21 protein-coding genes are annotated in these 23512 nt (G+C 68.8%); 4 read left to right on the top strand and 17 right to left on the bottom strand.

All coding sequences use genetic code 11. The features are described from left to right. Positions 1-2: 2 nt before the first annotated feature. From KV397_RS01030 to KV397_RS00970, 13 genes are all read right to left on the bottom strand, one after another. Positions 3-1637 carry a fucose isomerase gene (locus tag KV397_RS01030; protein WP_261811952.1) on the bottom strand — a complete coding sequence of 545 codons (1635 nt, stop codon included), beginning with the start codon at positions 1635-1637 and terminating at the stop codon, positions 3-5. Beyond that, positions 1634-3157, bottom strand: a complete 1524-nt coding sequence (locus KV397_RS01025) for an FGGY-family carbohydrate kinase (protein ID WP_261811951.1) — start codon at positions 3155-3157, stop codon at positions 1634-1636. The genes KV397_RS01030 and KV397_RS01025 overlap by 4 nt, the downstream gene beginning before the upstream one ends. A gap of 119 nt (positions 3158-3276) precedes the next feature. Next, positions 3277-4263, bottom strand: a complete 987-nt coding sequence (locus KV397_RS01020) for a LacI family DNA-binding transcriptional regulator (protein ID WP_261811950.1) — start codon at positions 4261-4263, stop codon at positions 3277-3279. Between the two features lie 176 nt (positions 4264-4439). After that, entirely contained in the window at positions 4440-5309 is an 870-nt protein-coding gene (locus tag KV397_RS01015) for a dihydrodipicolinate synthase family protein (RefSeq protein ID WP_232763946.1), read from the bottom strand. Continuing rightward, positions 5306-6961 carry a tripartite tricarboxylate transporter permease gene (locus KV397_RS01010; RefSeq protein WP_261811949.1) on the bottom strand — a complete coding sequence of 552 codons (1656 nt, stop codon included), beginning with the start codon at positions 6959-6961 and terminating at the stop codon, positions 5306-5308. The genes KV397_RS01015 and KV397_RS01010 overlap by 4 nt, the downstream gene beginning before the upstream one ends. Continuing rightward, positions 6958-7536, bottom strand: a complete 579-nt coding sequence (locus KV397_RS01005) for a tripartite tricarboxylate transporter TctB family protein (protein ID WP_261811948.1) — start codon at positions 7534-7536, stop codon at positions 6958-6960. Before KV397_RS01005 ends, KV397_RS01010 begins: the two co-directional genes overlap by 4 nt. An 87-nt stretch (positions 7537-7623) precedes the next feature. Then, on the bottom strand, positions 7624-8592 hold the full coding sequence (locus KV397_RS01000) for a tripartite tricarboxylate transporter substrate binding protein (protein ID WP_261811947.1): 969 nt from the start codon (positions 8590-8592) through the stop codon (positions 7624-7626). Between the two features lie 121 nt (positions 8593-8713). Next, positions 8714-9376, bottom strand: coding sequence for a GntR family transcriptional regulator (locus KV397_RS00995; protein WP_261811946.1), 663 nt, complete (start codon positions 9374-9376; stop codon positions 8714-8716). Between the two features lie 49 nt (positions 9377-9425). After that, entirely contained in the window at positions 9426-9839 is a 414-nt protein-coding gene (locus KV397_RS00990) for a heat shock protein transcriptional repressor HspR (protein WP_194239355.1), read from the bottom strand. A 40-nt stretch (positions 9840-9879) separates the two neighbouring features. Continuing rightward, a complete protein-coding gene (locus tag KV397_RS00985) occupies positions 9880-10863 on the bottom strand; it encodes a DnaJ C-terminal domain-containing protein (RefSeq protein ID WP_131493616.1) in 984 nt (327 codons plus the stop codon). 7 nt (positions 10864-10870) lie between these two features. Then, on the bottom strand, positions 10871-11524 hold the full coding sequence (locus KV397_RS00980; protein WP_047519806.1) for a nucleotide exchange factor GrpE: 654 nt from the start codon (positions 11522-11524) through the stop codon (positions 10871-10873). A gap of 2 nt (positions 11525-11526) precedes the next feature. Then, positions 11527-13392: a molecular chaperone DnaK gene (gene dnaK, locus KV397_RS00975; protein ID WP_047519808.1), complete on the bottom strand. Its 1866-nt coding sequence runs from the start codon at positions 13390-13392 to the stop codon at positions 11527-11529. A gap of 136 nt (positions 13393-13528) precedes the next feature. Further along, positions 13529-14860, bottom strand: a complete 1332-nt coding sequence (locus KV397_RS00970; protein ID WP_261811945.1) for an HNH endonuclease signature motif containing protein — start codon at positions 14858-14860, stop codon at positions 13529-13531. Between the two features lie 171 nt (positions 14861-15031). Here KV397_RS00970 and KV397_RS00965 point away from each other — a divergent pair, with 171 nt between their 5' ends. Next, positions 15032-15832, top strand: a complete 801-nt coding sequence (locus KV397_RS00965; protein WP_261811944.1) for a MerR family transcriptional regulator — start codon at positions 15032-15034, stop codon at positions 15830-15832. A gap of 29 nt (positions 15833-15861) precedes the next feature. Here KV397_RS00965 and KV397_RS00960 read toward each other — a convergent pair whose 3' ends face one another. Continuing rightward, complete coding sequence (locus KV397_RS00960; RefSeq protein WP_131493621.1) at positions 15862-16323, bottom strand: DUF3817 domain-containing protein; 462 nt, start codon at positions 16321-16323, stop codon at positions 15862-15864. Between the two features lie 145 nt (positions 16324-16468). Here KV397_RS00960 and KV397_RS00955 point away from each other — a divergent pair, with 145 nt between their 5' ends. Then, a complete protein-coding gene (locus KV397_RS00955) occupies positions 16469-17389 on the top strand; it encodes a helix-turn-helix domain-containing protein (protein WP_261811943.1) in 921 nt (306 codons plus the stop codon). A gap of 16 nt (positions 17390-17405) precedes the next feature. Here KV397_RS00955 and KV397_RS00950 read toward each other — a convergent pair whose 3' ends face one another. Then, positions 17406-18602, bottom strand: a complete 1197-nt coding sequence (locus KV397_RS00950; RefSeq protein WP_261811942.1) for an MFS transporter — start codon at positions 18600-18602, stop codon at positions 17406-17408. Positions 18603-18717: 115 nt separating this feature from the next. On the opposite strand from KV397_RS00950, the gene KV397_RS00945 reads away from it, so the two are divergent. Both KV397_RS00945 and KV397_RS00940 read left to right on the top strand, forming a co-directional pair. After that, the gene (locus KV397_RS00945; protein ID WP_261811941.1) at positions 18718-19827 is read left to right on the top strand and encodes a hypothetical protein; all 1110 of its coding nucleotides are present in this window, start codon (positions 18718-18720) and stop codon (positions 19825-19827) included. A gap of 187 nt (positions 19828-20014) precedes the next feature. After that, on the top strand, positions 20015-20887 hold the full coding sequence (locus tag KV397_RS00940) for a serine protein kinase RIO (RefSeq protein ID WP_261811940.1): 873 nt from the start codon (positions 20015-20017) through the stop codon (positions 20885-20887). Here KV397_RS00940 and speB read toward each other — a convergent pair. Together speB and KV397_RS00930 are read right to left on the bottom strand one after the other, a co-directional pair. Then, on the bottom strand, positions 20881-21837 hold the full coding sequence (gene speB, locus KV397_RS00935) for an agmatinase (RefSeq protein ID WP_047519816.1): 957 nt from the start codon (positions 21835-21837) through the stop codon (positions 20881-20883). The genes KV397_RS00940 and speB overlap by 7 nt on opposite strands. A gap of 48 nt (positions 21838-21885) precedes the next feature. Further along, a complete protein-coding gene (locus tag KV397_RS00930; RefSeq protein WP_261811939.1) occupies positions 21886-23502 on the bottom strand; it encodes a thiamine pyrophosphate-binding protein in 1617 nt (538 codons plus the stop codon). Positions 23503-23512: the final 10 nt, after the last annotated feature.

The raw sequence follows: 23512 nt of genomic DNA, 5'->3' as shown, positions 1-23512 counted from the left end.
TCTCAGAGGGTGACGTCGCCCACCAGATTCACCTGGATGCCCATCCCCGCGAACATCGAGGCTTTCGCGATGAGTGCCCGGTCGGCCGTCTCGGCATCCGGTGCGTAGACGAGCTGCGCGTGGTTGGCCTTGTGGCGGGCCATGAACTGATCCCGTGAGACGCCGTGCAGCACCACGTGCGCGATCGGCCACTCCGGGTTCGTGGCATCCTTCCGGCGCTGCGTCTCGTCGGCCGGGAGCTCGACGACCGAGGCACGGAAGATGTCGGCCTGCAGGACGCCGTCGGCGATGAACACCCGCGACAGCACGATCTCCCCCGGCTGGGAGACCCCGTTGATCGTCGCACCGCCCGCCGGGAAGAACACGTGGCCCTGACGCCATCCCTCCGCGTTCTGCCACCCGCCCACGTGCGAGGCGGGGACGGAGCCGGAGATCTCGTAGACCCACACGAACTCCCCGTCGTAGTCCTCACCCCACCGCACGTCGTGCAGCGTGTTGTCCGGCACGAGTCCCATCGCACGCCACACGCGGTCGGTCACCAGCGCGTCGACCGCCACGCCCTCATCCGCTTCGTTGAAGTGCGGGAAGGCGCGTCCCTCGTGCAGCACCCGGGCACCGTCGCGCGACCTCACCGGCGGGCGCTCCGTCGAGTTCAGGATGCCCTCGGCCAGGTCGGACGCCGGTACCAGGTCCTTCAGACCCTGCTGGTACTGGATCCCGACGGCGTCGAGGCCGAAGTCGTCCGCGATACGAAGCGCGGCGATGTACATCTTCAACTGCCACTGCACCTGCTCGCGCGTGAGCTCGGTGGCGGCATCCGGCCCGAAGCGGAACGTCATGCCCGCATCGATCAGCCAGTCGTACGCGGCGTCCGCCTCGTCTTCGGTGACGGTGAGCATCTCGGCGTAGAGCGCCGACTGCGACAGCCGCTCCTTGTAGATGCCCGTCTTGTTGAGCAGCTCGTCGTCGAAGATCGCGTTGTACATGCCCATGCAGCCCTCGTCGAACACGCCGATGATGGCCTTCTCGGCGAGCAGCTCCGCGGCGAGCGCCTCGCCCAGCTGCTTCTCGGGGCTGTCCGGCAGCTCCGGCAGGGGACGCACGTGCGAGGCGTCGTGCGCGATGGAGCCCGTCTCGGTCCACTCCCGGATGCCGTTGCGGAACCACTCGTCGGTGAAGTCGACCGACCAGGTCGTGGCGTACGGCTTGCCCATCTTGGTGAGGCCGGCGTTCAAGCCGAGGAGGCCGACGAGGCCGGGCCAATCGCCGGCGAAGTTCGCGACCGTGAGGATCGGGCCCTCGTGGGTGCGCAGACCGGCGAGCACATGGTGCGAGTACTGCCAGTTGGCGATCGCGACGATCAGAGGCGCGTCGACCGGGATGCTCCGGAAGACCTCGAGCCCCATGCGCTGGCTGGAGATGAACCCGTGACCGGTGGCGGGGTCGACGCCGAAGGGACGGATCACCTGCCATCCGAGGTCGTCGAGCACATCGGTGACCCCGATCTCGAGCTCGACCTGGGTGGGCCAGCCCGCGACGTTCGCCGACTCTCGCAGATCGCCCGAGGTGATGAGGTAGGCCGTCTTCGGGGCGGCAACCGGACGCGATGCCGGGGCCGGCAGGGTGTAGGTGGTCATGATTCCTCCGGTGTTGGGGTCGGGGTGAGCGGGGAGCCGCCTCGCTGTGCGGCCGCGAGTTGGTGCACCACGGGTCGGGATCCCTCATAGAGCCGCCGGTAGCGCGCGAACAGGGAGTCATAGAACGGTCGCAACCCGTCATCCGGGCGGATCCGCTCTGACATGGGGTTCCACTCCGTGATCGCCGGGCGCTCGTCGGGCACCGCCGTCGCGGTCGCCGCGAGAAAGGCCGCTCCGTAGCTCGCGCCGATCGTGGTCGCAGGCACCTCCTGGACGAGGCCGGTGACGTCGGACACGACCTGGAGCCAAAGCCGACCCTGTGTTCCGCCCCCCACCGCGACGATGCGGCGGATGTCGGCGCCGGCCGCCCGCATGGTCTCGACGTTGTGCCGCACACCGAGTGCGGTCGCTTCTAGCATCGCTCGGTAGAGGTCGCCGCGCGTGTGCTCGAGTGTGAGCCCGGCGATCACGCCCCGGGCGTCCGGGTCCTGGATCGGCGTGCGCTCGCCCGCGAAGTAGGGCAGCACGAGAAGGCCGCGCGCTCCGGCACCCGACGCGGCAGCCTCGGCGAGCAGTTCAGGATAGTCGGCACCGGTCAGCCCTTTGAACCAGGCGGTCAGAGCCCCGGATGTCGACAGCCCGCCGGCGAGGCTACGCGTACCGGCGAAGGCCCCCGCCGTGGTCCACATGGACGGGGTCCGCAGGGTCTCTTCACCGGTGGCCACGAGGAACATGGTCGTGCCGTACATCAGCATCAGGTCGCCGGGCTCGTGCGCGCCGACGCTGACAGCTTCCGTCCAGGCATCGATCGTCCCCGCGATCACGGGCGTTCCCAGAGGGATCCCGGTGACCGATTCTGCCTCAGCCGTCACCTCTCCGGCGATCTCCCCCGCCCACTGCAGGCGCGGCTGCTCGATGCCCCCGGCGTACCGCTCCCACCACGGGTCGTGCCACCGCTCCCCCTCGATGTCGTAGAGAGGAGAAACCTGGCTGGCGGACTGGTGATCGAGCACGTACGCTCCCGTGAGCCGACGGACGAGCCAGGACGCCGGCATGTACAGACGTCGTGCGCGTTCCCAGGCCTCGGGCTCCTCCTCCGCAACCCACGCGATCTTCGGTCCGCCCGCCTGCGAGGTCAGTGTCGACCCTCCGACACGCGTGATCTCCTCGACACCGAGCTCATGCGTGAGACGCTCGATCTGCGCGGTCGAACGGGTGTCGACCCCGTACAGGATCGCGGGGCGCACGGGGGCGTCCCGTTCATCGACGAGCAGGACACAGGGTCCCATGCCACTGACCCCCACCCCCACGATCTCGGCCTCCGGGACTCCGGCGAGCAGTTCGCGCACGATCGCGACGAACTCTTCCCACCAGATCGCGGCGTCCATCTCGACCCAGCCGGAGTGCGGTCGTTCCACGTCATGCGCCCTGGTCGCGGATGCCGCGATGACGCCGTCGGGCCCCACCAGCACGCCCTTGCTGCTGGACGTGCCGATGTCCACCCCGAGGGTGCAGCGCATGGAGTCCTCCTCCTGCCGGGACGACCGAGTCCGTGGCTTGTTCGACACTGTACGCGAAATCGATTTCATGATGCAAGGGCGTGCGCGCTCCCGCATCGACCCTTCCGGTCGCGGTCCGCTCAGCGCCGGGTGGCGCTGGCCGGCTGGACCTCGTTGCGCAGCACGACAGTGCGAGCCGGTTGCGTATCGCCGTCGATCCGATCGAGCAGCATCCGCGCCGCGGTCACGCCCATGTGCCGCGCGGGCAGTCGCACCACCGTGACCGCCGTGGGTGACAGCGTCGTGAACGGCAGCGAGCCGATGACCGCGACGCCGACCTCAGGAGGGGTGAGACCGTGCTCGGTGAGCACCTGGATAGCTCCCACACCGATGAGGTTGTTGCCCGCGACGACCGCATCGGGCGGTTCGCGAAGCGCGAGCAGCTCTTCCATCGCCGACCGACCACCGTCGACGCGGAACGTCGTGAAGCGCTCGAGCTCGTCGAGGGCGTGACCGGGGTGCGCCGAGGCGAGCACAGAGCGCCAGCCCGCGGCGCGTTCAGCGGCGGTGTCGATGTGCGCGGGGCCCCCGATGTAGGCGATGCGGCGGTGCCCGGCGTCGATCAGGCTCCGCGTGGCTGATGTTCCCGCCGACCGATTGGCCATCGTGACGCTGTCGATGTCGTAGCTCGTGCTGCGATCGACGGCCACGACAGGACGGCCGGTGGCGAGGACACCGTCGAGGTCGGAGCGCTCATCGGCCGTCGCGATGATCACTCCGGACATGTTCTCGGCGATCGCGATCCGCAGATAGGTGGCCTCCTTCTCCACCTGCGCGTCCGAGTTGCAGAGCACGACCGAGTATCCGGCCTCGGAGGCGACATCCTCCACGCCGCGCGCCATCTCGGTGAAGTAGGGATTCTCGATGTCGGGGATCACGAGCGCGATGACCTCGGAACTCTGACGCCGTAGCGTGCGGGCGGTGCGATTGGGAGTGAACTTCAGCTTCTCCGCGGCGTTGCGCACGGCTGCCACCTTCTCCTCGGACACGTTCGTCCCGTTGAACACGCGCGAGACTGTCGCGGGCGAGACCCCCGCGAGTTCGGCGACGTCGTAGATCGTTGCCATGCGCTCCCCTGCTCCCCGCTGACACCTACTCCCACCGACCGCGGCCGGTGCTGCAACAGTATCGCGCGGGGACCGGAATTCGTTGCGTGGGTGAAATCGATGCCAGGGTCGCAAAGCCGCTACCGAGAGCTCTCCGCCTGCGCGTGCGCACCAGCGTCGTCTCACCGGCAGCCGTCTCACCGGTGCGCGGCCACCACCTCGGCGACGGCGGTGCGCTCGGCGGCACTCGGCTCGGCGATCGCCATACGGCAGTGCGTGTCGACCACGTCGAGCACGCGGTAGGCCTCCTTCATGCGCGCCATGTCGCCGCCGATGAGGGCGACCACATCGTCGACCGCGGCCTGCGCAGCGGTGATGGCTGCCGCATCCCCCGACCGCCCGGCGTCGGCGAGCGCGCGGAACGGTTTCGGCGTCACGGATGACACCCCGGAGACGACACCCTGGGCGCCCACCTCGACGGCAGCGATCAGGTCGCGGTCGGCGCCGGTGTAGAGCTCGAAGTCGGCGGGCACGACGGCACGGTAGGCGGCGATGTCGTCGAGTGAGAGCTCGCTGATCTTGGCTCCCACGACGTTGGGCAGCTCCGCGAGCCGCACGAGGAGCTCCGGCGACACCGGGTTTCCACTCCGCGCCGGGTAGATGTACACGTACAGGCGCCCGTCGCCGACGGCGTCCGAGACCGCACGGTAGTACTCGAAGATCGAGTCGTCCGTCGCCTTCAGGTAGTAGGGCGTGAGCGCGGCGAACTCGACAGCGCCCAGCTCACGGGCGATGCGGGTGAGGCGCACGGCCTCGAAGGTACTGGGCCGACCGACATGCACGACCACGCGCATCCGCTCCTTCAACTCGGCCAGAGCGGCTTCCACGATGGCCGCGAACTCGCCGGCGTCCACAGCGGGGAACTCCCCCGTCGTTCCGAGCACGAAGGCCCCCTCGTTCCCCGAGTCGGCGACGAATCGGAAGATCGCACGCGAACCCTCGATGTCGAGGGTGCCGTCGCGGTGGAACGCGGTGGGCACGGCGGTCAGGATGTCGTAGCGGGTCACTTCTCGGTCTCCTCGGAGTTCTTGCGGGACGTGCGGGCTCGACGCTTCGGGGCGTCGATGTTGCGGACGGTGGAGGTGAGCAGGTCGGGCTGCGCGGCGAGCTCGTCGTGCGCCTTCTCGATCTGCTGGATGCTGTCGTCGTGGAGGATCGAATCCGCGAGGGAGCCGCGGTCGGCACGGGGGCGACGAGCGGCACGGATCGCCGGCATCACGATCGAGAGCACCGCCAGGGCGAGGAGCACGAGCGCGATGGGGCTGACGACCTCGAAGAACGGACGCGTGGGCAGGATGGCCAGCGTGCGGGCGAGGTTCTCTTCGGCGAGCGGTCCGAGCAGGAGCCCGAGCACCACGGGGCCGGCCGGCACCTGCATGCGCTTGAGCATCACCCCGATCACACCGAAGACGAGCATCGTCACCACGGTCGAGAGGCTGTTGGAGGTGGCGTAGGTGCCGATGATGCAGAAGATCAGGATGCCGCTCCACAGGTACGGCTGCGGCACGTCGAGCAGCTTCACCATGCCCTTCATCCGCACCAGGCTCAGAGCGAGGGACAGGATCGTCGCGATCAGCATGATGCCGACGATCGAGACGACCAGGTCGGGGCGGTTCGTGAAGAGGGTGGGTCCGGGTGTGATGCCCCAGATGATCATGGAGCCGATCATCACGGCCATCACGGAGTCGCCGGGGATGCCGAGTGCCATGGTCGTGGTGAGGGAGCCGCCCAAGGTCGCGCTGGAAGCACTGTCGGACGCGGCGACGCCCTCGATCGATCCCTTGCCGAACATCTCCGGACGCTTCGACACCTTGCGTGCCCGTTCCCACCCGATGAGACCGGCGATGTCACCGCCCGCGGCGGGGATGAGACCGACACCGAGTCCGACCGCGCCGCCGACCGCCGTGGCACGACCGCTCTGCTTCAGCTCGGACCTGTTCGGCAGCCAGCGACCGAGGCTGGAGATGGGACGCACGCGGGACGCGCGATGCGTGAGCAACTGGTCGAAGAGTTCCGCGATGCCGAAGAGGCCGATGATCACGGCGATGAAGTTCACGCCCTCGACGAGGTCGAGCACCCCGAAGGTGAAGCGCTGATCGGCCGTCGCGGCGTAGGTGCCGACGGTGCCGAGCATGAGGCCGAAGAGCCCGGCGAGGATGCCTTTGAGCATCGACTTCGACGAGATGCCGATCATGATCGAGATGCCGAACACCACGAGGGCGAACAGTTCGGGGGACTTGAAGTAGTCGCGGGCGAAGCTGGCGATCGGGACGGCCGCGACCGCGAACAGCACCAGCGAGGCGAGGATCCCGACGGCCGAGACGATTGCGGAGATGGTGAGTGCGAGACCTGCCCTGCCCTGCTTGGCCATCGGATAGCCGTCGAGGGTGGTGGCGATGGAGGCGGGCGTTCCCGGAGTGTTGATGAGGATGGACGGCACCCGATCGCCGAAGTTCGCCGCGACGTAGATCGTCAGCAGCACGGCGAGGCCCTGCACGGGCTCGAGGGTCATGGTGAATCCCGCGGCGAGGGCGACGGCCATGGTCGCGGTGATGCCGGGGAAGGCGCCGACCATGAAGCCGAGCATGAGGCCGACGAGCATGTAGAGCAGGATCGAGATGTCGAGGAGCGAGTTCAGCCCCTCCAGGAGCGCGTTCACAGGGGGATCCTCAGGAGCAGCCCGAACACGACGTAGACGAACGCCGTGACGGAGGCGGAGTAGATGATCAGGCTCAGCCAGCGGCGGTGACCGTAGAGGAGCATGAGGGAGGCCATCAGCAGGGCTGCGGCGATCGGGAAGACCTCGATGCGGTACCCGAAGAGGATGACCGATCCCAGCGACCACAGTGCGATGAAGGCGCCCGTGATCACCAGCGTGGCGATCACGCGCAGGAAGCCTCCGGGCTGGATGCGCTCGAGGTCGTCACGGCCGGGTGCGGGGCGGGTGATCGCGATGGCGAGCAGCGCGATGGCGACGACGACTCCGGTGACCCCGATGACGAGCGGCCAGAAGCGGGCATCGATCTGACCCGGAGCAGCCTCGCGGCGCAGCGGGATCTGCGTCGAGAGGAAGAGATATCCGGCGGTGAACGCCAGGGCGAGCACGGCGAAGACGATCTCGAGCGGTCGCGAGGCGGTCGCACCCTGGTACTCGTCGCCCGCGGAGACATCGCCCGCGGAGGCGTCCGATGCGGAGACGTCCGCTGCGGAGGCGTCCGATGCAGAGGTCGACATGATGCTCCTTTCGTGATCCGAGAAGTGAAGGAGAGCACTGCGGGGCCGGTGATGAGCCCGGCCCCGCAGTCTTCTCTACCGGGCTTCTCAGCCCAGGAGGTCCTTGAAGAGGTCGAACTGCTCGTCGACGAACGTCGTCCATTCGGCGGAGTCGCGGTACACGACCAGGTTTCCGGCGTCGGCCTGGAACTTCTGGTAGCTGTCGGATTCGACGGCCTCCTTGACGGCGGCTTCGAGCGTCGACTTCACGTCGTCGGGCAGACCCTTGGGCGCGTAGATGCCGCCCCAGCCCCCGAAGACGACGTCTTCGCCGATGGCCTCTTCGACCGTCTCGACGTCTTCTGCGTCGGGGTGGCGCTCGTCGTTCATGACGGCGAGGATATGCACCGCGTCGCCCTGGGCGAGAGCCTCGCCGAGGCCGGAGACGGCCGCGACGGTCTCGCCGGATGCGGCTGCGGCGACGGCCGTCGCTCCGCCGTCGTAGGGCACCGGGGTGAAGTCGGCGTCGGTCGCGGCACCGAGTCCGAGGGTCGCCGCCTCCCAGATGGAGCCGGCGCCGGAGTTCGCGACCGTGACGGCACCGGACTGCGCCTGGGCGACGAGGTCTTCCAGCGTCTCGATCCCGCTGTTCGCGCCGACGGTGACGACACCGGGCGCGAGCATGATCTGGCCGAGCAGGTCGAAGTCGTCCGGCAGCACGTCCGCGCTCTGCGTGGTGTTCAGCATCGCGATCTCGACGGGCGCGAATCCGATCACGTAGCCGTCGGGATCCTGCGCACCGACGTACTCCATCGCGAGCGCTCCGGCGGCACCCGGCATGTTCTCGGGGATGACGCTGACGTCGAGGATCTTCTCGAGCTCCGTGGCGAGTGCGCGCGACGAGAGGTCTGATCCTCCCCCGGGGTTGGCCTGGATGATGAGCCGGATGTCCTTCTCCGGGTAGGTCGATTCGGCGCCCTCGCCCTCTTCGACCTTGGTGCAGGCCGAGACGATGAGAGCGGTGGCTGCGAGGGCGGCGATCGCGGCAGCCGCCCGGGTGATGCGCTTGCGGGGCATCTTTGCTCCTCTACGTGGGTCGACCTTGTTGTCGACTCCCCCGACCGTAGCAGTGTTGACTGTTAACAGTCAACACTCGGACGACAGGTGCGCCGCAAGGGCCGCAGGCACGGCCCCGCACTCAGGCGTGGGTGGCGATCTCGCTCAGCATGCGTCGACGAGCACCGTCGAGATGCTCGGACAGTACCTTCGCCGCCTGCGCCGGCGTGCCGGTGCGCATCACCTCCATGAGCGTCACGTGATCATCGGAAGACTCGTGCAGATCTTCGTCATGGTTGATCGTGACCTCGAGCAGCGCGGTGAACGTCGGGAGGTACTGATTCCACGCACCCTCGAGACGCGGGTGATCGGCGAGCGCGTAGATCTGCGAGTGGAACTCGAGATCCGCGGTGACGAATGCGGCATGGTCGCCGCGGTCCGCGGCCTCGCCCATGCGCTCGACGGCCGCCGCCATCGCGGCCCAGCGCGCCTCGTCGTCGACACGCATGGCCCGCGAGAGGGCGAGCTGTTCGAGCGCACCCCTCAGGCTGTACAGCTGATCGACGTCATCCCCCGTGAGTCCCACGATGTACACGCCGCGGGGACGCTGCACCTCGACGAGCTTCTCGAAGCTCAACTGGGTGAGCGCATCGCGCACGGGGCCACGGCTGACCGAGAACTCCTCGGCGAGCGCTTCCTCGGTGATCCGCGCGCCGGGGGCGAGTTCGCCGCGCACGATGCGCTGGCGGAGCACCCGTGCCACCTGGGCGCCGAGGGATTCTCCGCGCGTGACGGTCTGCGTCATGGTGACCTCCTGTTAACTGTTGACAGGATACACACCACGAGATCGGTGTCTAGGCGTGTCCGCGCGGATCCCAGAGCACGACGTCGGTCGAGCGGCGGATGCGACGGCCGCTCGGCACGGGCACCACCCCCGCGGATCCGGCGGCGAACACCCGCACGCCGGGGCGGTTCTCGCGCTCGGTGCGTAGAGCGCTCTCGAGTACCGCGATGCGGTTGCGCAGCGCCCGGTTCTCGTCTTCGAGGTCGAGCAGACGCGCGATCGCGGGGAGGCTCACACCTTCCGAAGAGAGCTGGGCGACCTCGCGCAGCTGTTCGATGTTGCGGGCGGAGTACCGACGCGAGCCGCCCGACGTCCGTCCGGGGACCACGAGTCCGATGCGGTCGTACTGCCGCAGGGTCTGCGGGTGGAGACCGGAGAGCTCGGCCGCCGCCGCGATCGCGAACACCGGGGTGTCAGCGTTCATCACGAACGCCTCCGACCCCGGTGCCCACTTCGACGCTCGGTCATCGACGCGCCTTCGCCATCAGCTCCGCCCGCGGATTCTCCGTGGGCTCGAGCTCCTGGAACTTCTCCAGGGCCTCCCGCGCGGCGTCGTCGAGGTGCGTGGGCACGGCGACCTGGAGTTCGGCGAGCAGGTCTCCGGTTCCCTTCGCCGTCGCCACACCACGGCCCTTGACGCGCAGCACCCGCCCGGAGGGGGTGCCGGGAGCGACGCGGAGCTTGACCACGTCACCGCTGAGCGTCGGGACCTCGATCGTCGCGCCGAGGGTCGCTTCAGTGAAGGTCACCGGGACCACGACGCGCAGGTTGAGCCCGTCACGCGTGAAGACGGGGTGCGGGCGCACCGAGATCTGCACCACGATGTCGCCGCTCTCCCCGCCGTCGGGTGAGGGACGGCCACGACCGCGCAGACGGATCTTCTGCCCGTCTGCCACGCCCGCAGGGATCTTCACCTTGAACGGCTTGCCGTCATCGCCCTGCAGGGAGATGGTCTCGCCCTGCACGGCGGTGACGAAGTCGAGCGTCGTGCGGGCGGTGACGTCGGCACCACGCTGCGGTCCGCCGAAGCCGCGGTAGCCACCGCTCGGCTGCCCGAAGCGTCCGCCTCCGAAGCTCGCGCCCTGCCCCTGGTTGAACATCGCGAAGATGTCCTCGAAGTCGGCCGTCTGCCCTCGGCCCTGCTGGCCGAACCGGCTGAACACGTCTTCGAAGCCGCCGGCACCCTGGCCGCCCGCCGTGAAGCGGGCGCCGGAGCCCATCGCGCGGATCTCGTCGTACTCTTTGCGCTGTTCGGCGTCGGAGAGCACCGAGTAGGCCTCGCTGATCTCCTTGAACTTCGCCTCTGCTTTGGCATCACCCTGATTGGAGTCCGGGTGGTACTTCCGCGCAAGCTTGCGATACGTCTTCTTCAGATCCGCATCACTGACGTCCTTGGAGACCCCGAGGGTCTTGTAGAAGTCCTTGTCGAACCAATCCTGGCTGGCCATCGATCACCTACTCCGCAGGGACAGCGACGACGACCTTTGCGGGGCGCAGCTCGATGTCACCGAGGCGGTAGCCCACCTCGACGACCTCGAGGATCGTCGTCTTCTCGGCGCCGGGGGTCGGCTGCTGGAAGATGGCCTCGTGGCGCTGAGGGTCGAACTCCTCGCCCTTCTCGCCGTATGCGGCCACCCCGAGACGCTCCACGACCGCACGCACCTTCTCGGCGATCACGGCGAAGGGCGTGCCCTCGACCAGGTCGCCGTGCTGAGCGGCACGGTCGAGGTCGTCGAGCACCGGGATGAGGCCCTTGGCGGCCTCGCCCTTCGCCCGCTCGATCTCGACCTGGCGCTGCTCCTCGGTGCGACGACGGTAGTTCGCGTACTCGGCCTGGAGGCGCTTGAGGTCGTTCAGCAGCGTCGACTCGAGGTCGGCGAGCACGGCGTCCTCCGCCGCGGCCTCACCGGTCTGCGTCGCTCCGAGGATGTCATCGACCGTGAGGTCATCGACACCGTCTTCGGGAGTCTCGTCCGACCCCTCGGCGGCCTTCGCCTCGGTGGAGTCCGGGTTCTGCGGCGCGGGGCCGGACGCCTGAGCGTCCGACCCCTCGCTGCGACCTTCGGCGGACTCAGGATTCTGGTTCTCGTCGAAGTTCTTGTCCGTCATGATTACTTCTTCTCGTCCTCGTCGTCGACGACCTCGGCGTCGATGACGTCCTCGTCGGAGGAGGGAGCGTCACCGGTCGGGGCCTCGCCGTCAGCCGAAGCATCGGCAGCAGCATCCGCCTGCGAGGACGCGTAGATGGCCTCGCCGAGCTTGGACTGCGACTGGTTGAGCTTGTCGAACGCGGTCTTCACGGCCTCGTCGTCTTCGCCCGCCAGCGCCGTCTTGAGCGCTTCGACGTCGGCCTTGACCTCGGTCTTCACGTCTTCGGGCAGCTTGTCGTCGTTCTCGGTGATCAGCTTGTCGATCGAGTACGCGAGCGTCTCGGCCTGGTTGCGGACCTCGGCGGCCTCACGGCGCACCTTGTCCTCAGCCGCGTGCTCCTCGGCCTCGCGCACCATGCGCTCGATGTCTTCCTTCGACAACGAGGAGCCGCCGGAGATGACAATCGACTTCTCGGTGCCGGTGCCCTTGTCCTTGGCGGACACGTGCACGATGCCGTTGGCGTCGATGTCGAACGTGACCTCGATCTGCGGGATGCCGCGGGGAGCGGGAGCGATGCCCGTGAGCTCGAACGTGCCGAGCGGCTTGTTGTCGCGGGTGAAGTCGCGCTCGCCCTGGAAGACCTGGATCGCGACGGACGGCTGGTTGTCGTCTGCCGTGGTGAAGGTCTCGCTGCGCTTGGTCGGGATGGCGGTGTTGCGCTCGATGAGCTTGGTCATCATGCCGCCCTTGGTCTCAATGCCGAGGCTCAGCGGGGTGACGTCGATGAGGAGGACATCCTTGCGCTCACCCTTGAGGACACCGGCCTGGAGAGCGGCGCCGACGGCGACGACCTCATCCGGGTTGACGCCCTTGTTCGCGTCCTTGCCGGTCTCGCGCTTGACGAGCTCGGCGACCGCGGGCATACGGGTGGAACCACCGACGAGCACGATGTGGTCGATCTCGGACACCTTGATGCCGGCTTCGCGGATGACATCCTCGAACGGCTTCTTGGTGCGGTCGAGCAGGTCCTTCGTGAGGTCCTCGAACTTCGCGCGGGTGATCGTCTCGGAGAGCGAGACCGGGCCGGACTCCGTCAGCGACAGGTACGGCAGGTTGATGCTCGTCGAGGTGGAGGAGGAGAGCTCCTTCTTCGCCTGCTCCGCGGCCTCCTTGAGGCGCTGCAGCGCGATCTTGTCACCCGCGACGTCGACGCCCGTGGTCTCCTTGAACTGCTTGATCAGGTAGTCGACGAGACGCTGGTCCCAGTCGTCTCCACCGAGACGGTTGTCACCGGCGGTCGCACGCACCTGGATCGTGGAGAAGTCGTCGTCCTTGCCCACCTCGAGCAGCGAGACGTCGAACGTTCCGCCACCGAGGTCGAAGACCAGGATGAGCTCGTCTTCCTTGCCCTTGTCGAGGCCGTAGGCCAGAGCGGCCGCGGTCGGCTCGTTGATGATGCGCAGGACGTTGAGACCCGAGATCTCCCCGGCCTCCTTGGTGGCCTGACGCTCGGCGTCGTTGAAGTACGCGGGGACGGTGATGACCGCATCCGTCACCGTGTCACCCAGGTACGCCTCGGCGTCGCGCTTGAGCTTCATGAGGATGCGCGCGGAGATCTCCTGCGGCGTCCACTTCTTGCCGTCGACGTCGAAGCTCCAGTCGGTGCCCATGTGGCGCTTGACGGAAGCGATCGTCCGGTCGACGTTGGTGACGGCCTGGCGCTTCGCGGTCTCACCGACGAGCACCTCCCCGTCCTTGGTGAAGGCCACGACCGAGGGGGTCGTGCGGAAGCCCTCGGCGTTGGCGATGACCTTGGGCTCGCCACCCTCGAGGACGCTGACCACGGAGTTGGTGGTTCCGAGGTCGATACCGACAGCACGTGCCATGTGTTCTCTCCTTTGTTGGAAGTTCGTTGGGATCGGAAATCTGCGGCGATCAGGGAAACCTGAGTCGCGATGACTCAACTGTACGCCGGCGCTCCACAGGTGTCAAATCAACTTGATACGAGTTGACTCAACTTTTTCAGAAGGGCGCGAGAATCGCCGGATCCTCCGTGAACGTGACGGTGTTCTGGGGAGGGGGCCGGTCGACGTAGACCTTCCCGGTCGGGCTCGTCCAGGCGTAGACGCCACCACCCAGGGGCTCGACCGCCCACGGCGAATGATGCTTGAGCACGTGATGGCGACGACACAGGTGACCGAGGTTCGACTCCTCGGTGGCTCCCCCGAGCGCGGCCTCGTGATGATGGTCGATGTCGCAGTCCACGGACGCGTACCCGCAGGTGGGGAATCGGCACCGCTGATCCCTCGCCCTCAGATGCCGCTTCAGTTCCGGACCGGGACGATAGCGGTCGACCGCAAGCACCGCGCCGGTGATGGGGTGGGTGAGGATCCGGTCCCACCCCACCGCCGCGCCGGCGATCCGGCGGGCGGTCGTGGGGTCGACCGGAGTGCGGCCGTTCAGCTCGGCCGGAGTCGAATCCTCGCCGACCAGCGTCGTGACGGGGACCGTGATCGACACCGTTCCGCGAATCGCCGCCAGGAGCCCCTCGCCGCGATCGTGTCCGGCCGGAGCGCCGGTGAGGAGCAGGTCGAGAGCGAGATCGGCGCGGCGCTGCGCGAGGGTGCGCTCGTCCGGCTCCGGAGCCGGGAGCTCCGGGGACTCGTGCTCCGTGAACTCACGCTCCGGGTACTCACGCTCCGGGGACTCGTGCTCCTGCACCGCCTCGGCCATCTGCGTGAGCCGCTCGAAGACCCCGTGCACGAGCGCCGACGGACCGAGCAGGCCGAGCTGCGTCATCCCGTCTCCGACGTCTTTCACCCACACGGATCTCTTCTCCCGCGCATCGAGGTGCCGCTCATCGATCGACCGCGCCTGGAACCGTTCAGCCACCCGCCGAGCCATTCGGCCGACACGAGCGGGAGACTCGATCTCGGCGAAGGGGATGATCTGAGCCGCATAGGCGGCGCGGCTCGCCGCATCGGGGAGGTGCTCGCCCGCTTCGCAGACGACTCGGGCGTGCGCCGCGCTGATGCGACCCGCCCCCTGCGCCTCCCAGACCAGCGGGAAGTGCTCCACGACCCAGGCCGCGTCGGCCATCCGGCGCTGCACCGTTCGATCACTCACACGCAGGGCCGTGGCGAACTCCGCGGCGACCGTGCGGGCCGACATGTCTCCGTGGTCGGGATGCTCCGCCTGCGCGGCTACATCGAGCGCGAGCCGCGACCCGACCGCCAGGATGCCGTCTCGCGCGGCCTGCAGACTGCTGATCGTGCGCTCGACCTCGACGAGCATCTCGGTGAGCGCAGCGAGGGCATCCACCTGCTCGAGGGTTGCATCGGCCAGCGCTGTCATACCTTCAGTGAACCAGGGACCACCGACATTGAAACACCCAGATCAGCCCCGGAAACCAAGATACCGGAATGGGGCGAGGCGGACCTTCCCCTCCGCCCAGGACGAGCCGACCTCAGACCGGATCGAGGCGATACTTGACCCTGACACGGTGGCAGACGGGAGAACAGACATATGTTGTCCATCGGAGCGTTCGCGCAGATCGGCCAGGTGACCCACCGCATGCTGCGGCACTGGGACACGGCCGGACTGCTCGTGCCCGCCCACGTGGACGAGTTCAACGGCTACCGCTCCTACGACCCGTCGCAGTTGGAAAGGCTGCACCGGATCGTCGCCCTGCGCCAGCTGGGCTTCGGCCTCGACGACATCTCGGCCATCCTCGAACGGGGAGTCGATGCCGAGCGCATCGCCTCGCTGCTGCGGATCCGCCGGGCAGAGGTCGAGCAGGAGCATCGGATCGCCGCGGAGAGACTCGTCGACGTGGAGAGGCGCCTCCACCTCATCGAGAGAGAGAAGCACATGTCACGGATCGAGATCGTCGAGAAGCCCCTGCCCGCCGTCCGGCTCGCCGCCGTCCGCACGGTCGTCCCCGATCAGCCGGCCGTCGCCGGTGTGGTCGGTTCCGCCTTCGACGCGGTGGCGGACGCCATCGGCGGCGAACATCCCCTGACCACACCGATCGCCCAGTACACGACGCTCGACGACGGACTGGAGGTCATCGTCGGCTACACCTATGCGGGCCCCGCGCGTGAGGAGTTCGACATCATCGAGCTCCCTGCGGCGGATGAAGCCGTCTGCGGCATCCACCTCGGCTCGATGGAGCACATCGCGGAGAGCTGGCAGGCGATCCACGCCGAGATCTTCGCTCGCGGCCTCGTGCACGACGGTCCGTGCAGGGAGCTCTACGTCCGCGCCGTCGGCGACGACCAGTCCGATTGGGTCACCGAACTGCAGCAGCCCGTCCGACGCGCCTGAGCGGAATCACGCACTGAAGGTGTGCGGGCTCACTTACCGCCGGGAGGACCGATCAGCAGCAGGATGACGTAGAGCGCGACGATGCCGACCACGAGCAGCACCGCGAGCACCCACGGCCGCTGCAGGAACCACCGCATCAGCCGGTCGTACCATCGTCGATCACGCGGATCCTCAGTCGCCGCGAGGCGCCAGGCTCCGGTGAGCCGGCCGGTGCGGTGCAGCCAGATCTCCATCGGGATGGTCGCGTAGGGCACGACGGCGCTCGCGACGGCGAGCACGCCGACCCCGACATGCCAGCGCTGGTTCAGGGCGACCAGGATCGCCGTCGCCGCATAGCTCAGGAAGATGAATCCGTGGATGCCTCCACCCACGGTCACCACCACGCCGGGGGCGCCGACGGCGCGGGCGATGATCGCGCCGATCAGGATCGTCCAGGTGATCGCCTCCGCGATCGCGAGGACTCGGTACAGACGGTCGGGGGTGCGGAACACGGTACTCCTCGGGTGGGGTGCTTCCACCGTATCCGTCCCTCCATCCCCCTCGAATCAACCGAATGGTTGAGTCCGTCAAGACGGTGCGACCCGTCTCGCGCACCGACGGCGGAATAGCAGCCCGCGCGACGACGTTGCCGAAGGCATGGTGACAGTGGATGCGGATGCGCTCTCGCACGTGCTCGGTGCGGTCGATCTCCGCGTCGGCATCGGACGCCGATCGTCGCTCGCCGCGGGAGCGCTGCTGCCGATCCCCACCGACACCATCACCCTGGTCTACATCGTCGCGGGCGCCGTGCGGGGGCATCCTCCGCTCGGAGACGGCTGCCGTCTCGACGTCGATCCCGATTCACGGCGACTCCGGCTCGACAGCACGGAGGCGCGCCATGACCTGCTCGTGACGGGCGATGCGTTCCTGACCCTCGGCCGGTCGCCGTTCGCGCTCGAGGCACACGACGAGACGATCCTCATGATCGCCGACATCGAGCTCGCAGATGTCGCGTCGCCCCTCCCCGCACTGCTGCCCCCGTTCCTCACCGTGACCGGCTTCGACGCCGTGGAGCCCGCCGCCGCCGCCCTCGCCCTGAACATGGGGGTGATCGACCACACGGTCACACCCGCCCGCCAGGGGGACCCGGTGATCTGCCGCCTGATGGCGACGACCGTCCTGTTGTCGGTCATCCGCGCCTGGGCGGCGAACGGCTGCGCGCCCACCGGCTGGCCTTCCCTGTCGAGCGACCCCTTCCTCGACCGCGTGGTCGACGCCATCCACGAGGAGCCGGGCCGCGACTGGACGGTCGAGCGCCTCGCCGGGATCGGGGCGATGTCGCGCTCGACCTTCGCCGAGCGGTTCCGCAGCGCTGTCGGACGCTCACCCGCCGACTACGTCACCGAGGTGCGGGTCGATGCGGCGAAGCGGATGCTCGATGCCGGACGCTCCGTCTCGGACATCTCCCGCGAGCTGGGCTACGCCTCGGACGAAGGATTCAGCCGCGCATTCCGACGCCGCACCGGGCAGACCCCCTCGTCCTGGCGCCTCGCCAACCGCACTCCCGTCCCGGCCTGAGCGGCACCCGCCCGGGTCAAGCTCTGCTGCTGACCCGATTCGATGCGCCGAACAGCACCGCGCCAGCGAGCAGCGCGACGGCACCGATCACGTAGACCAGTTCGACGTTCAGAGTGTCGACGAGCAGCCCACCGATGCCTGCGGCGAGCGTGATCGCACCCTGGAACCCCACGACGACCAGGCTGCCCCCGGCTTCGAGCCGATCGGGCATCCGGTGTCCGACCCAGGTGTTCACGACGATCAGCCAGGACGAGAAGAAGAAGCCCCACACCAGCACGACGATGCCCACGCCGACGATCGATCCGGAGAAGAGGATCATCGCGGTCACCGACACGGCGATCACCAACGGCGCGAACACCGCGAAGAAGGCGAACGTGCGGTCGATGACGAGCCCGATCGTGATGTTGCCGAGCAGTCCGCCGACGCCGAACAGCGCGAGCAGCACGACGATGGTCGAGGCGTCGACGTCAGGGATGCGCTCCAGCGCGAGGCGCACGTAGGTGTAGGCGAGGAAGTGCCCGAGGACCACGAGCACATGCCCGACCATGCCGAGGCCGATGCCCGGGCGGCGCAGGGTGTCGACGAGCAGTCGCAGACTCGACGCCTGCTCCGCCGGAACGGACGGCAGCGCGAACCGCAGCACGGCCGCGAGCACGACCATGAGCACGCCCGCGAGGGCGAAGACGGTCCGCCAATCCATGAGCTCACTGAGCATGACGCCGAGGGGCACGCCCGCGACCGTCGCCAGCGACACCCCGGCGGAGGTGAACATGACGCCGCGGCCGAGATTCGCGGGTCCCGCGAGGCGCGCTGCCACGGTGATCGACATCGCCCAGTACGCGCTGATCGCGGCGCCCAGCAGGAAGCGCGCCAGCAGCACGATGATCAGACTCGGCGCGATCGCCACGATGAGGTTCGACACGGCCGCGGCGAGCGCCATCCACAGCAGCAGCGACCGGCGGTCGAGGCGCGGGAAGATCAGTCCGACCGTCGGGGCGACGACGAGTCCGACGAGCGCGGTCACGGTGACGGTCTGTCCTGCCTGGCCCGGGGTGACCCCGAGGCCGTCGGCCATCTCGGTGAGCACACCGTTGGGCAGGAACTCGGCCGTGACCAGCAGGAAGCCCATCAGCATGAGCACGATCAACCCGCCGTAGCGGATGCGGGGCGCCGCAGAGGAAGACACGGTGGGAACGGGGGCTGTCGTGGTCATGGTTCCACGCTCGCAGGATCCTGATACCGCCGCCCGACCAGGCGTCCGCGGCATCCGACCGATCGTCCGGAGCGATCCCGGCGGGTTCTCAGCCGGACCCCGCAGAGTGGTCGGCATGCAGGAACGGGATACCGGAGCACGGCGACGGACGGTGCGCGGTGCCCTGACCATCGCGGGGATCATGCTCGTCGCCGGTTGCACCCCGCAACCCGTGGTCGGTCCGGACGACTGGGCGCTGGAGCCCGTCCCCTTCCAGAGTTCCTTCACCGGATCCGGGGCGCACGCTGAGCCGGCCGGGCACCCGATCGATCTGGCCTACGGGATGCACGTGCTGTCGGCCGATGGGGAGGGCGGATTCTGGACCGCATCTGCCGGGTCGTGGCTGCACGTCGGGGCTGAGGGCGAGACGCTCGCCCGGTTCGACACCGAACCCGACGACCCGCTCACGACGGTCTCGGCGATGGCCCCGCTTTCGGCGACCGAGCTCGTTGTATTGCGCGGGGATCGCGCTCACGTGATGCCGGTGATCTCCGTGGTGGACATGACCACCATGACGACACGGGACCTGCCGGGCGACGACGTGGGCGACGACGGCGACTTCGACTATGGAGACTTCGAGTTCGGCGACGTGGCCGTGCACGACGGCGACGCGATCGTGGTGCGGTACCAGCCGCGCCCTCCCACCGAGTACCTCGACTACGAGGTGCTCCGCGTCGACCTCGACAGCGGCGCACGAAGCCTGCTGCACAGCGAACCGATCGAACTCGATGATGCACCGGGCGCCCGGCCCGGGGTCCCTCCGATCGGCATCGATGTCGACGATGCCGGACGGGTGTATCTCGCGACCCCTTCCGCACGGATCGTGCTCGCCGCCGACGGGACGGAATTGCGCAGAGAACCCCAGGTCGCGAGCCGTCCTTTGGTCGCCGTCGCTCCCGACGGAACGGCGCTGTGGTGGGGCGGAGCGCCGGAGCAGACCGCAGCGCAGAGTGTGATCGTGGGTGGTTCCGCGCAAGCGCGGGCAGCCGTCGAGGACCGCAGGGACTGCCCGGCGACCGCGCCGAGCAGCGACGGGCTCCGCCTCGCCGATGCCGCCGGACAGCATCCGCTGCCGTTCCTGTGCGGCGCGAACGCCGCCGCGTGGACGGGTGGCTCTTGGATCGTCGCGACCGGCGGAGAAGGCGACGGCGTGCTCGTCCGGCTCACTCCGCCGGTCGGGCGTTGACCTCCGCCTCTGGACACGCTCGCCGGGGAGGCCCTATGCTCGACGACGCACCGGGACGCGCCCGGGAAGCCCGAGCGGAAGGAGCCGAAGACATGAACACGGTCTTTGTCGCGCTTTCCGCCGACCACCTTCCCCTCGAGGCCACCCGCTCCTGATCCTGGCGTGGCCTCGCCTCCTGGAGCCACACTTGTCTGATCCCTCCGCTTCCTCGGAAGCCGCGTCGTTCGACGCCTCCTCCTTCGAAACCCTCGAAACCGAACTCTCCTTCGCCGACGTCGACCCCGGTGAGGGCCAGCGCTGGTCCACGTGGCCGGCGATCACCCCGTCCGAGCGCGGGCCCGAGCCGTGGCCCGCGTGGGTGGTGACCTCGGCCGGTGCGCTCGACACCGAACGGGGCGTCCTCAAGACCGGCAAAGAGGCCGACGTGTTCCTGATCGAGCGCGCCGTGCCCGGTAATCCGGCGCAGCACACCCTGCTCGCCGCGAAGCGCTATCGCAGCGCCGAGCACCGCAGCTTCCACCGGTCCTCGACGTACACGGAGGGGCGCAGCACCCGGAACACCCGTGACACCCGCGCCCTCGCCAAGAAGTCGAGCCACGGTCGCGACGTCGCAGCCGCGCAGTGGTCCTTCGCCGAGTTCGAGGCGCTGTGCCGGATGTGGGAGCTCGGCGCGCCGGTGCCGTACCCCGTGCAGGTGAACGGCACCGAGGTGCTGATGGAGTTCCTCGGCGACGCCGACGGCACGGCCGCACCCCGGCTCGCCCAGTCACGCGGCGACCGTGCCGCGCTTCAGGAGTGCTACGCGCAGGTCGTCGATCTGATGCGGATCTTCGCCGCAGCAGGCTTCGCCCACGGCGACCTCTCCGCGTACAACCTGCTCCTGCATGAGGGCCGGGTGCGGGTGATCGACCTGCCGCAGATCGTCGACATCATCGCGAACCCGCAGGGGCTCGACCTGCTGCATCGCGATTGCGTGAACATCTGCGACTGGTTCACCCGACGCCGCGTCGACGCCGACCCCGAGGAACTGTTCGCCGAGCTTCTCGCGGCGCTCTACTGAGAGTCAGACGCCACGCGGGCGGCCAGCAGCGTCACGAGCTCGTACACCACGTGGCTCGCGGCGATGCCGGTCATCTGCGCGTGGTCGTAGGCGGGTGACACCTCGACCACGTCCGCGCCGACGATGTTCTGCGACGTCAGGGCACGCAGGATCCTCAGCAGCTCCCGGCTCGTGAGCCCCCCGGCCTCGGGCGTACCGGTGCCGGGCGCGTGGGCGGGGTCGAGCACGTCGATGTCGATCGACACGTACAGCGGCTTGTCGCCGATGCGCTGGAGGATGCGGGCGATGCCGGCCTCGACGCCGTGCTCCTCGATGTATTCGCTCGACACGATCGAGAAGCCCAGGCGCTCGTCGTCCTCGAGGTCCTGCTTCGAGTACAGGGGGCCTCGCGTGCCGACGTGGCAGCTGGAGGTGAGGTCGATCAGTCCCTCCTCGCTCGCACGGCGGAAGGGGGTGCCGTGGGTGACGGGTGCCCCGAAGTAGGTGTCCCACGTGTCGAGATGTGCGTCGAAGTGCAGCACGGCGACGGGGCCGTGCTTCGCGGCGACCGCACGCAGCAGGGGCAGCGCGACCGTGTGGTCCCCGCCGATCGTGACGATGCGCTGCACCTGCTCGCCGAGGGCCAGGGCCGCGCGCTCGACCTCGGTCACGGCTTCCGTGAGGTCGAAGGGGTTGACCGGGATGTCACCCGCATCCACGACCTGTGCGATCGCGAACGGCGACACGTCCTGCGCGGGGTTGTACGGCCGCAGCAGTCGCGAGGACTCGCGCACGTGCGACGGACCGAACCGCGTGCCCGGTCGGTAGCTGACGCCCGAGTCGAACGGGATGCCCACGACCGCGATGTCGGCGCGCGGAACATCTTCGATCCGCGGCAGCCGCGCGAAGGTGGCGATACCGGAGTAGCGGGGGTTCACGGACGCGTCGATGGGGCCCACGTTCTCGGTCATGGCTCGTTCCTGTTCGTCGGGGAGGTCAAGAGAGGGAGGTCACGGAGTTCAGAGGGCGCTCTGCGGGAGGTGCACCAGCTGCACGCCGCCCTCGGCGATCGCGGCCCGGATGCTCGAGGCGATGTCCTCGCGGCGCTCCACCCGGCGCCCGGTCGCGCCGAAGGCCGTGGCGAGCGCCGCCCAGTCGGGCTGCACCAGGTCGACGCCGATGGGGGTCATGCCCCGATCGACCTCGTTCTGACGGATCTCGGCGTACCCGCCGTTGTCGACGCACACGATCGTGACGTCGAGACGCTGCTCGACCGCGGTGACCAGCTCGTTCACGCAGAACATCAGCGCGCCGTCGCCGATCACCGTGACGACCGGATGCTCCGTCTGCGCGATTCTGGCGCCGATCGCCGCCGGGAGGCCGTAGCCGAGCGTCGCATAGGTGGGCGTGTAGAGCAGCGAGTGCGGATGGGCCGACTGCAGCACGCTGCCGAGGGCCAGATAGACGATCTGGGACGAGTCGCCCGCGACGATCGCATCCTCGGGAAGGGCATCGGCGATGATCTCGGCCAGGGCGACCGCCTCGGGCGCGGTCTCGCGCATCTCGGCGGCGATCGCGCTCCGCTCGGCAGTGAGGTCGCGCGGCGGGCGGGCTTCGTCCGGGACGACGGCCAGCAGCGCCTCCGCGACGGCAGCCGCGTCGCCCGTGATCCCCACCGTCGCGGCGAGGTTCTTGTCGCGCTGCGTCGGCGAGATGTCGACCCGGATCACGGATCCGCGGGCTTCGAGCCGCGGTGCCCACAGCTCGGCCTCACCGAGCTTCGAGCCGACCACGAGCAGCACATCGGCATCCTCCGCGACGGTGCGGGCCGCAGCGAGGCGCAGATTCGAGCCGAGCGAGAGCGCGTGCTGCTCATCGACCACGCCCTTGCCGTTCAGGGTGGTGAGCACCGGAGCGCCGAGTCGCTCGGCGAGGGTCGTGACCTCGTGCGCGGCATCCACCGCTCCCCCACCGGCGACGATCACCGGGGTCTTCGCAGCGAGGAGCAGATCCGCCGCCTCGGCGAGCGCTGCCGGATCCCCGGACGCGCGGGCCGGGACCGGACGAGAGCGGCGCGCCTCGGCGGAGACGTCGGCCGGCGCCTCCAGCACGTCGAGGGGGATCTCGATGTGCACGGGCCGGGGACGCCCGGTGCGGAACAGCGCGAACGCGTCGTGCACGGCATCCACCGCCTCGGCGGCACCGGTCACCCGACGCGACCACTCGGCGATCGCGCCGACCATGGCCGTGGCATCCTTCGTCTCGTGGAGCGTGCCGACGTCGGCGAACTCGGCGCCGAGCGGCACTCCCGGGGAGAGCACGATGAGGGGTCGCGATTCGCAGAACGCGGTGCCGATCGCGCTCATGGCGTTCTGCAGGCCGGGACCGGACGTGGTGATGACCACGCCGGGGAGTCCGGTCTGCTGTGCCCAGCCGTCGGCCCCGTAGCCGGAGCCCTGCTCGTGACGGTTCGTGACGGCACGGATCCCGAGCTCGGCGAGCGGCCGGTACAACTCGAGGTTGTGGGTGCCGGGGATGCCGAAGATCGCGGTCACGCCGTAGGCGCGGATCGTCTCCAGGACCGCCCGGCCCGCGGTGTCGGCGTACTGCTCGGCCGTCGTGGTGTCGGAGTTCATCGGATCATCC

Origin of the sequence: Microbacterium aurugineum, assembly GCF_023101205.1 — a bacterium.
In the GTDB taxonomy this organism is placed as follows: domain Bacteria; phylum Actinomycetota; class Actinomycetes; order Actinomycetales; family Microbacteriaceae; genus Microbacterium; species Microbacterium aurugineum.
Note: the sequence above shows the minus strand (reverse complement) of the source record. Positions and strands in the feature narration are given on the sequence as shown.

Coding starts and splice junctions, on each gene's coding strand:
- KV397_RS00985 (WP_131493616.1), bottom strand. CDS start 10,863: ATGGCCAGCCAGGATTGGTTCGACAAGGACTTCTACAAGACCCTCGGG.
- KV397_RS00980 (WP_047519806.1), bottom strand. CDS start 11,524: ATGACGGACAAGAACTTCGACGAGAACCAGAATCCTGAGTCCGCCGAA.
- KV397_RS00945 (WP_261811941.1), top strand. CDS start 18,718: ATGCAGGAACGGGATACCGGAGCACGGCGACGGACGGTGCGCGGTGCC.
- dnaK (WP_047519808.1), bottom strand. CDS start 13,392: ATGGCACGTGCTGTCGGTATCGACCTCGGAACCACCAACTCCGTGGTC.
- KV397_RS00955 (WP_261811943.1), top strand. CDS start 16,469: ATGGTGACAGTGGATGCGGATGCGCTCTCGCACGTGCTCGGTGCGGTC.
- KV397_RS00930 (WP_261811939.1), bottom strand. CDS start 23,502: ATGAACTCCGACACCACGACGGCCGAGCAGTACGCCGACACCGCGGGC.
- KV397_RS00970 (WP_261811945.1), bottom strand. CDS start 14,860: ATGACAGCGCTGGCCGATGCAACCCTCGAGCAGGTGGATGCCCTCGCT.
- KV397_RS00990 (WP_194239355.1), bottom strand. CDS start 9,839: ATGAACGCTGACACCCCGGTGTTCGCGATCGCGGCGGCGGCCGAGCTC.
- KV397_RS00965 (WP_261811944.1), top strand. CDS start 15,032: ATGTTGTCCATCGGAGCGTTCGCGCAGATCGGCCAGGTGACCCACCGC.
- KV397_RS01030 (WP_261811952.1), bottom strand. CDS start 1,637: ATGACCACCTACACCCTGCCGGCCCCGGCATCGCGTCCGGTTGCCGCC.
- KV397_RS01025 (WP_261811951.1), bottom strand. CDS start 3,157: ATGCGCTGCACCCTCGGGGTGGACATCGGCACGTCCAGCAGCAAGGGC.
- KV397_RS01005 (WP_261811948.1), bottom strand. CDS start 7,536: ATGTCGACCTCTGCATCGGACGCCTCCGCAGCGGACGTCTCCGCATCG.
- KV397_RS01000 (WP_261811947.1), bottom strand. CDS start 8,592: ATGCCCCGCAAGCGCATCACCCGGGCGGCTGCCGCGATCGCCGCCCTC.
- KV397_RS01020 (WP_261811950.1), bottom strand. CDS start 4,263: ATGGCAACGATCTACGACGTCGCCGAACTCGCGGGGGTCTCGCCCGCG.
- speB (WP_047519816.1), bottom strand. CDS start 21,837: ATGACCGAGAACGTGGGCCCCATCGACGCGTCCGTGAACCCCCGCTAC.
- KV397_RS00995 (WP_261811946.1), bottom strand. CDS start 9,376: ATGACGCAGACCGTCACGCGCGGAGAATCCCTCGGCGCCCAGGTGGCA.
- KV397_RS00950 (WP_261811942.1), bottom strand. CDS start 18,602: ATGACCACGACAGCCCCCGTTCCCACCGTGTCTTCCTCTGCGGCGCCC.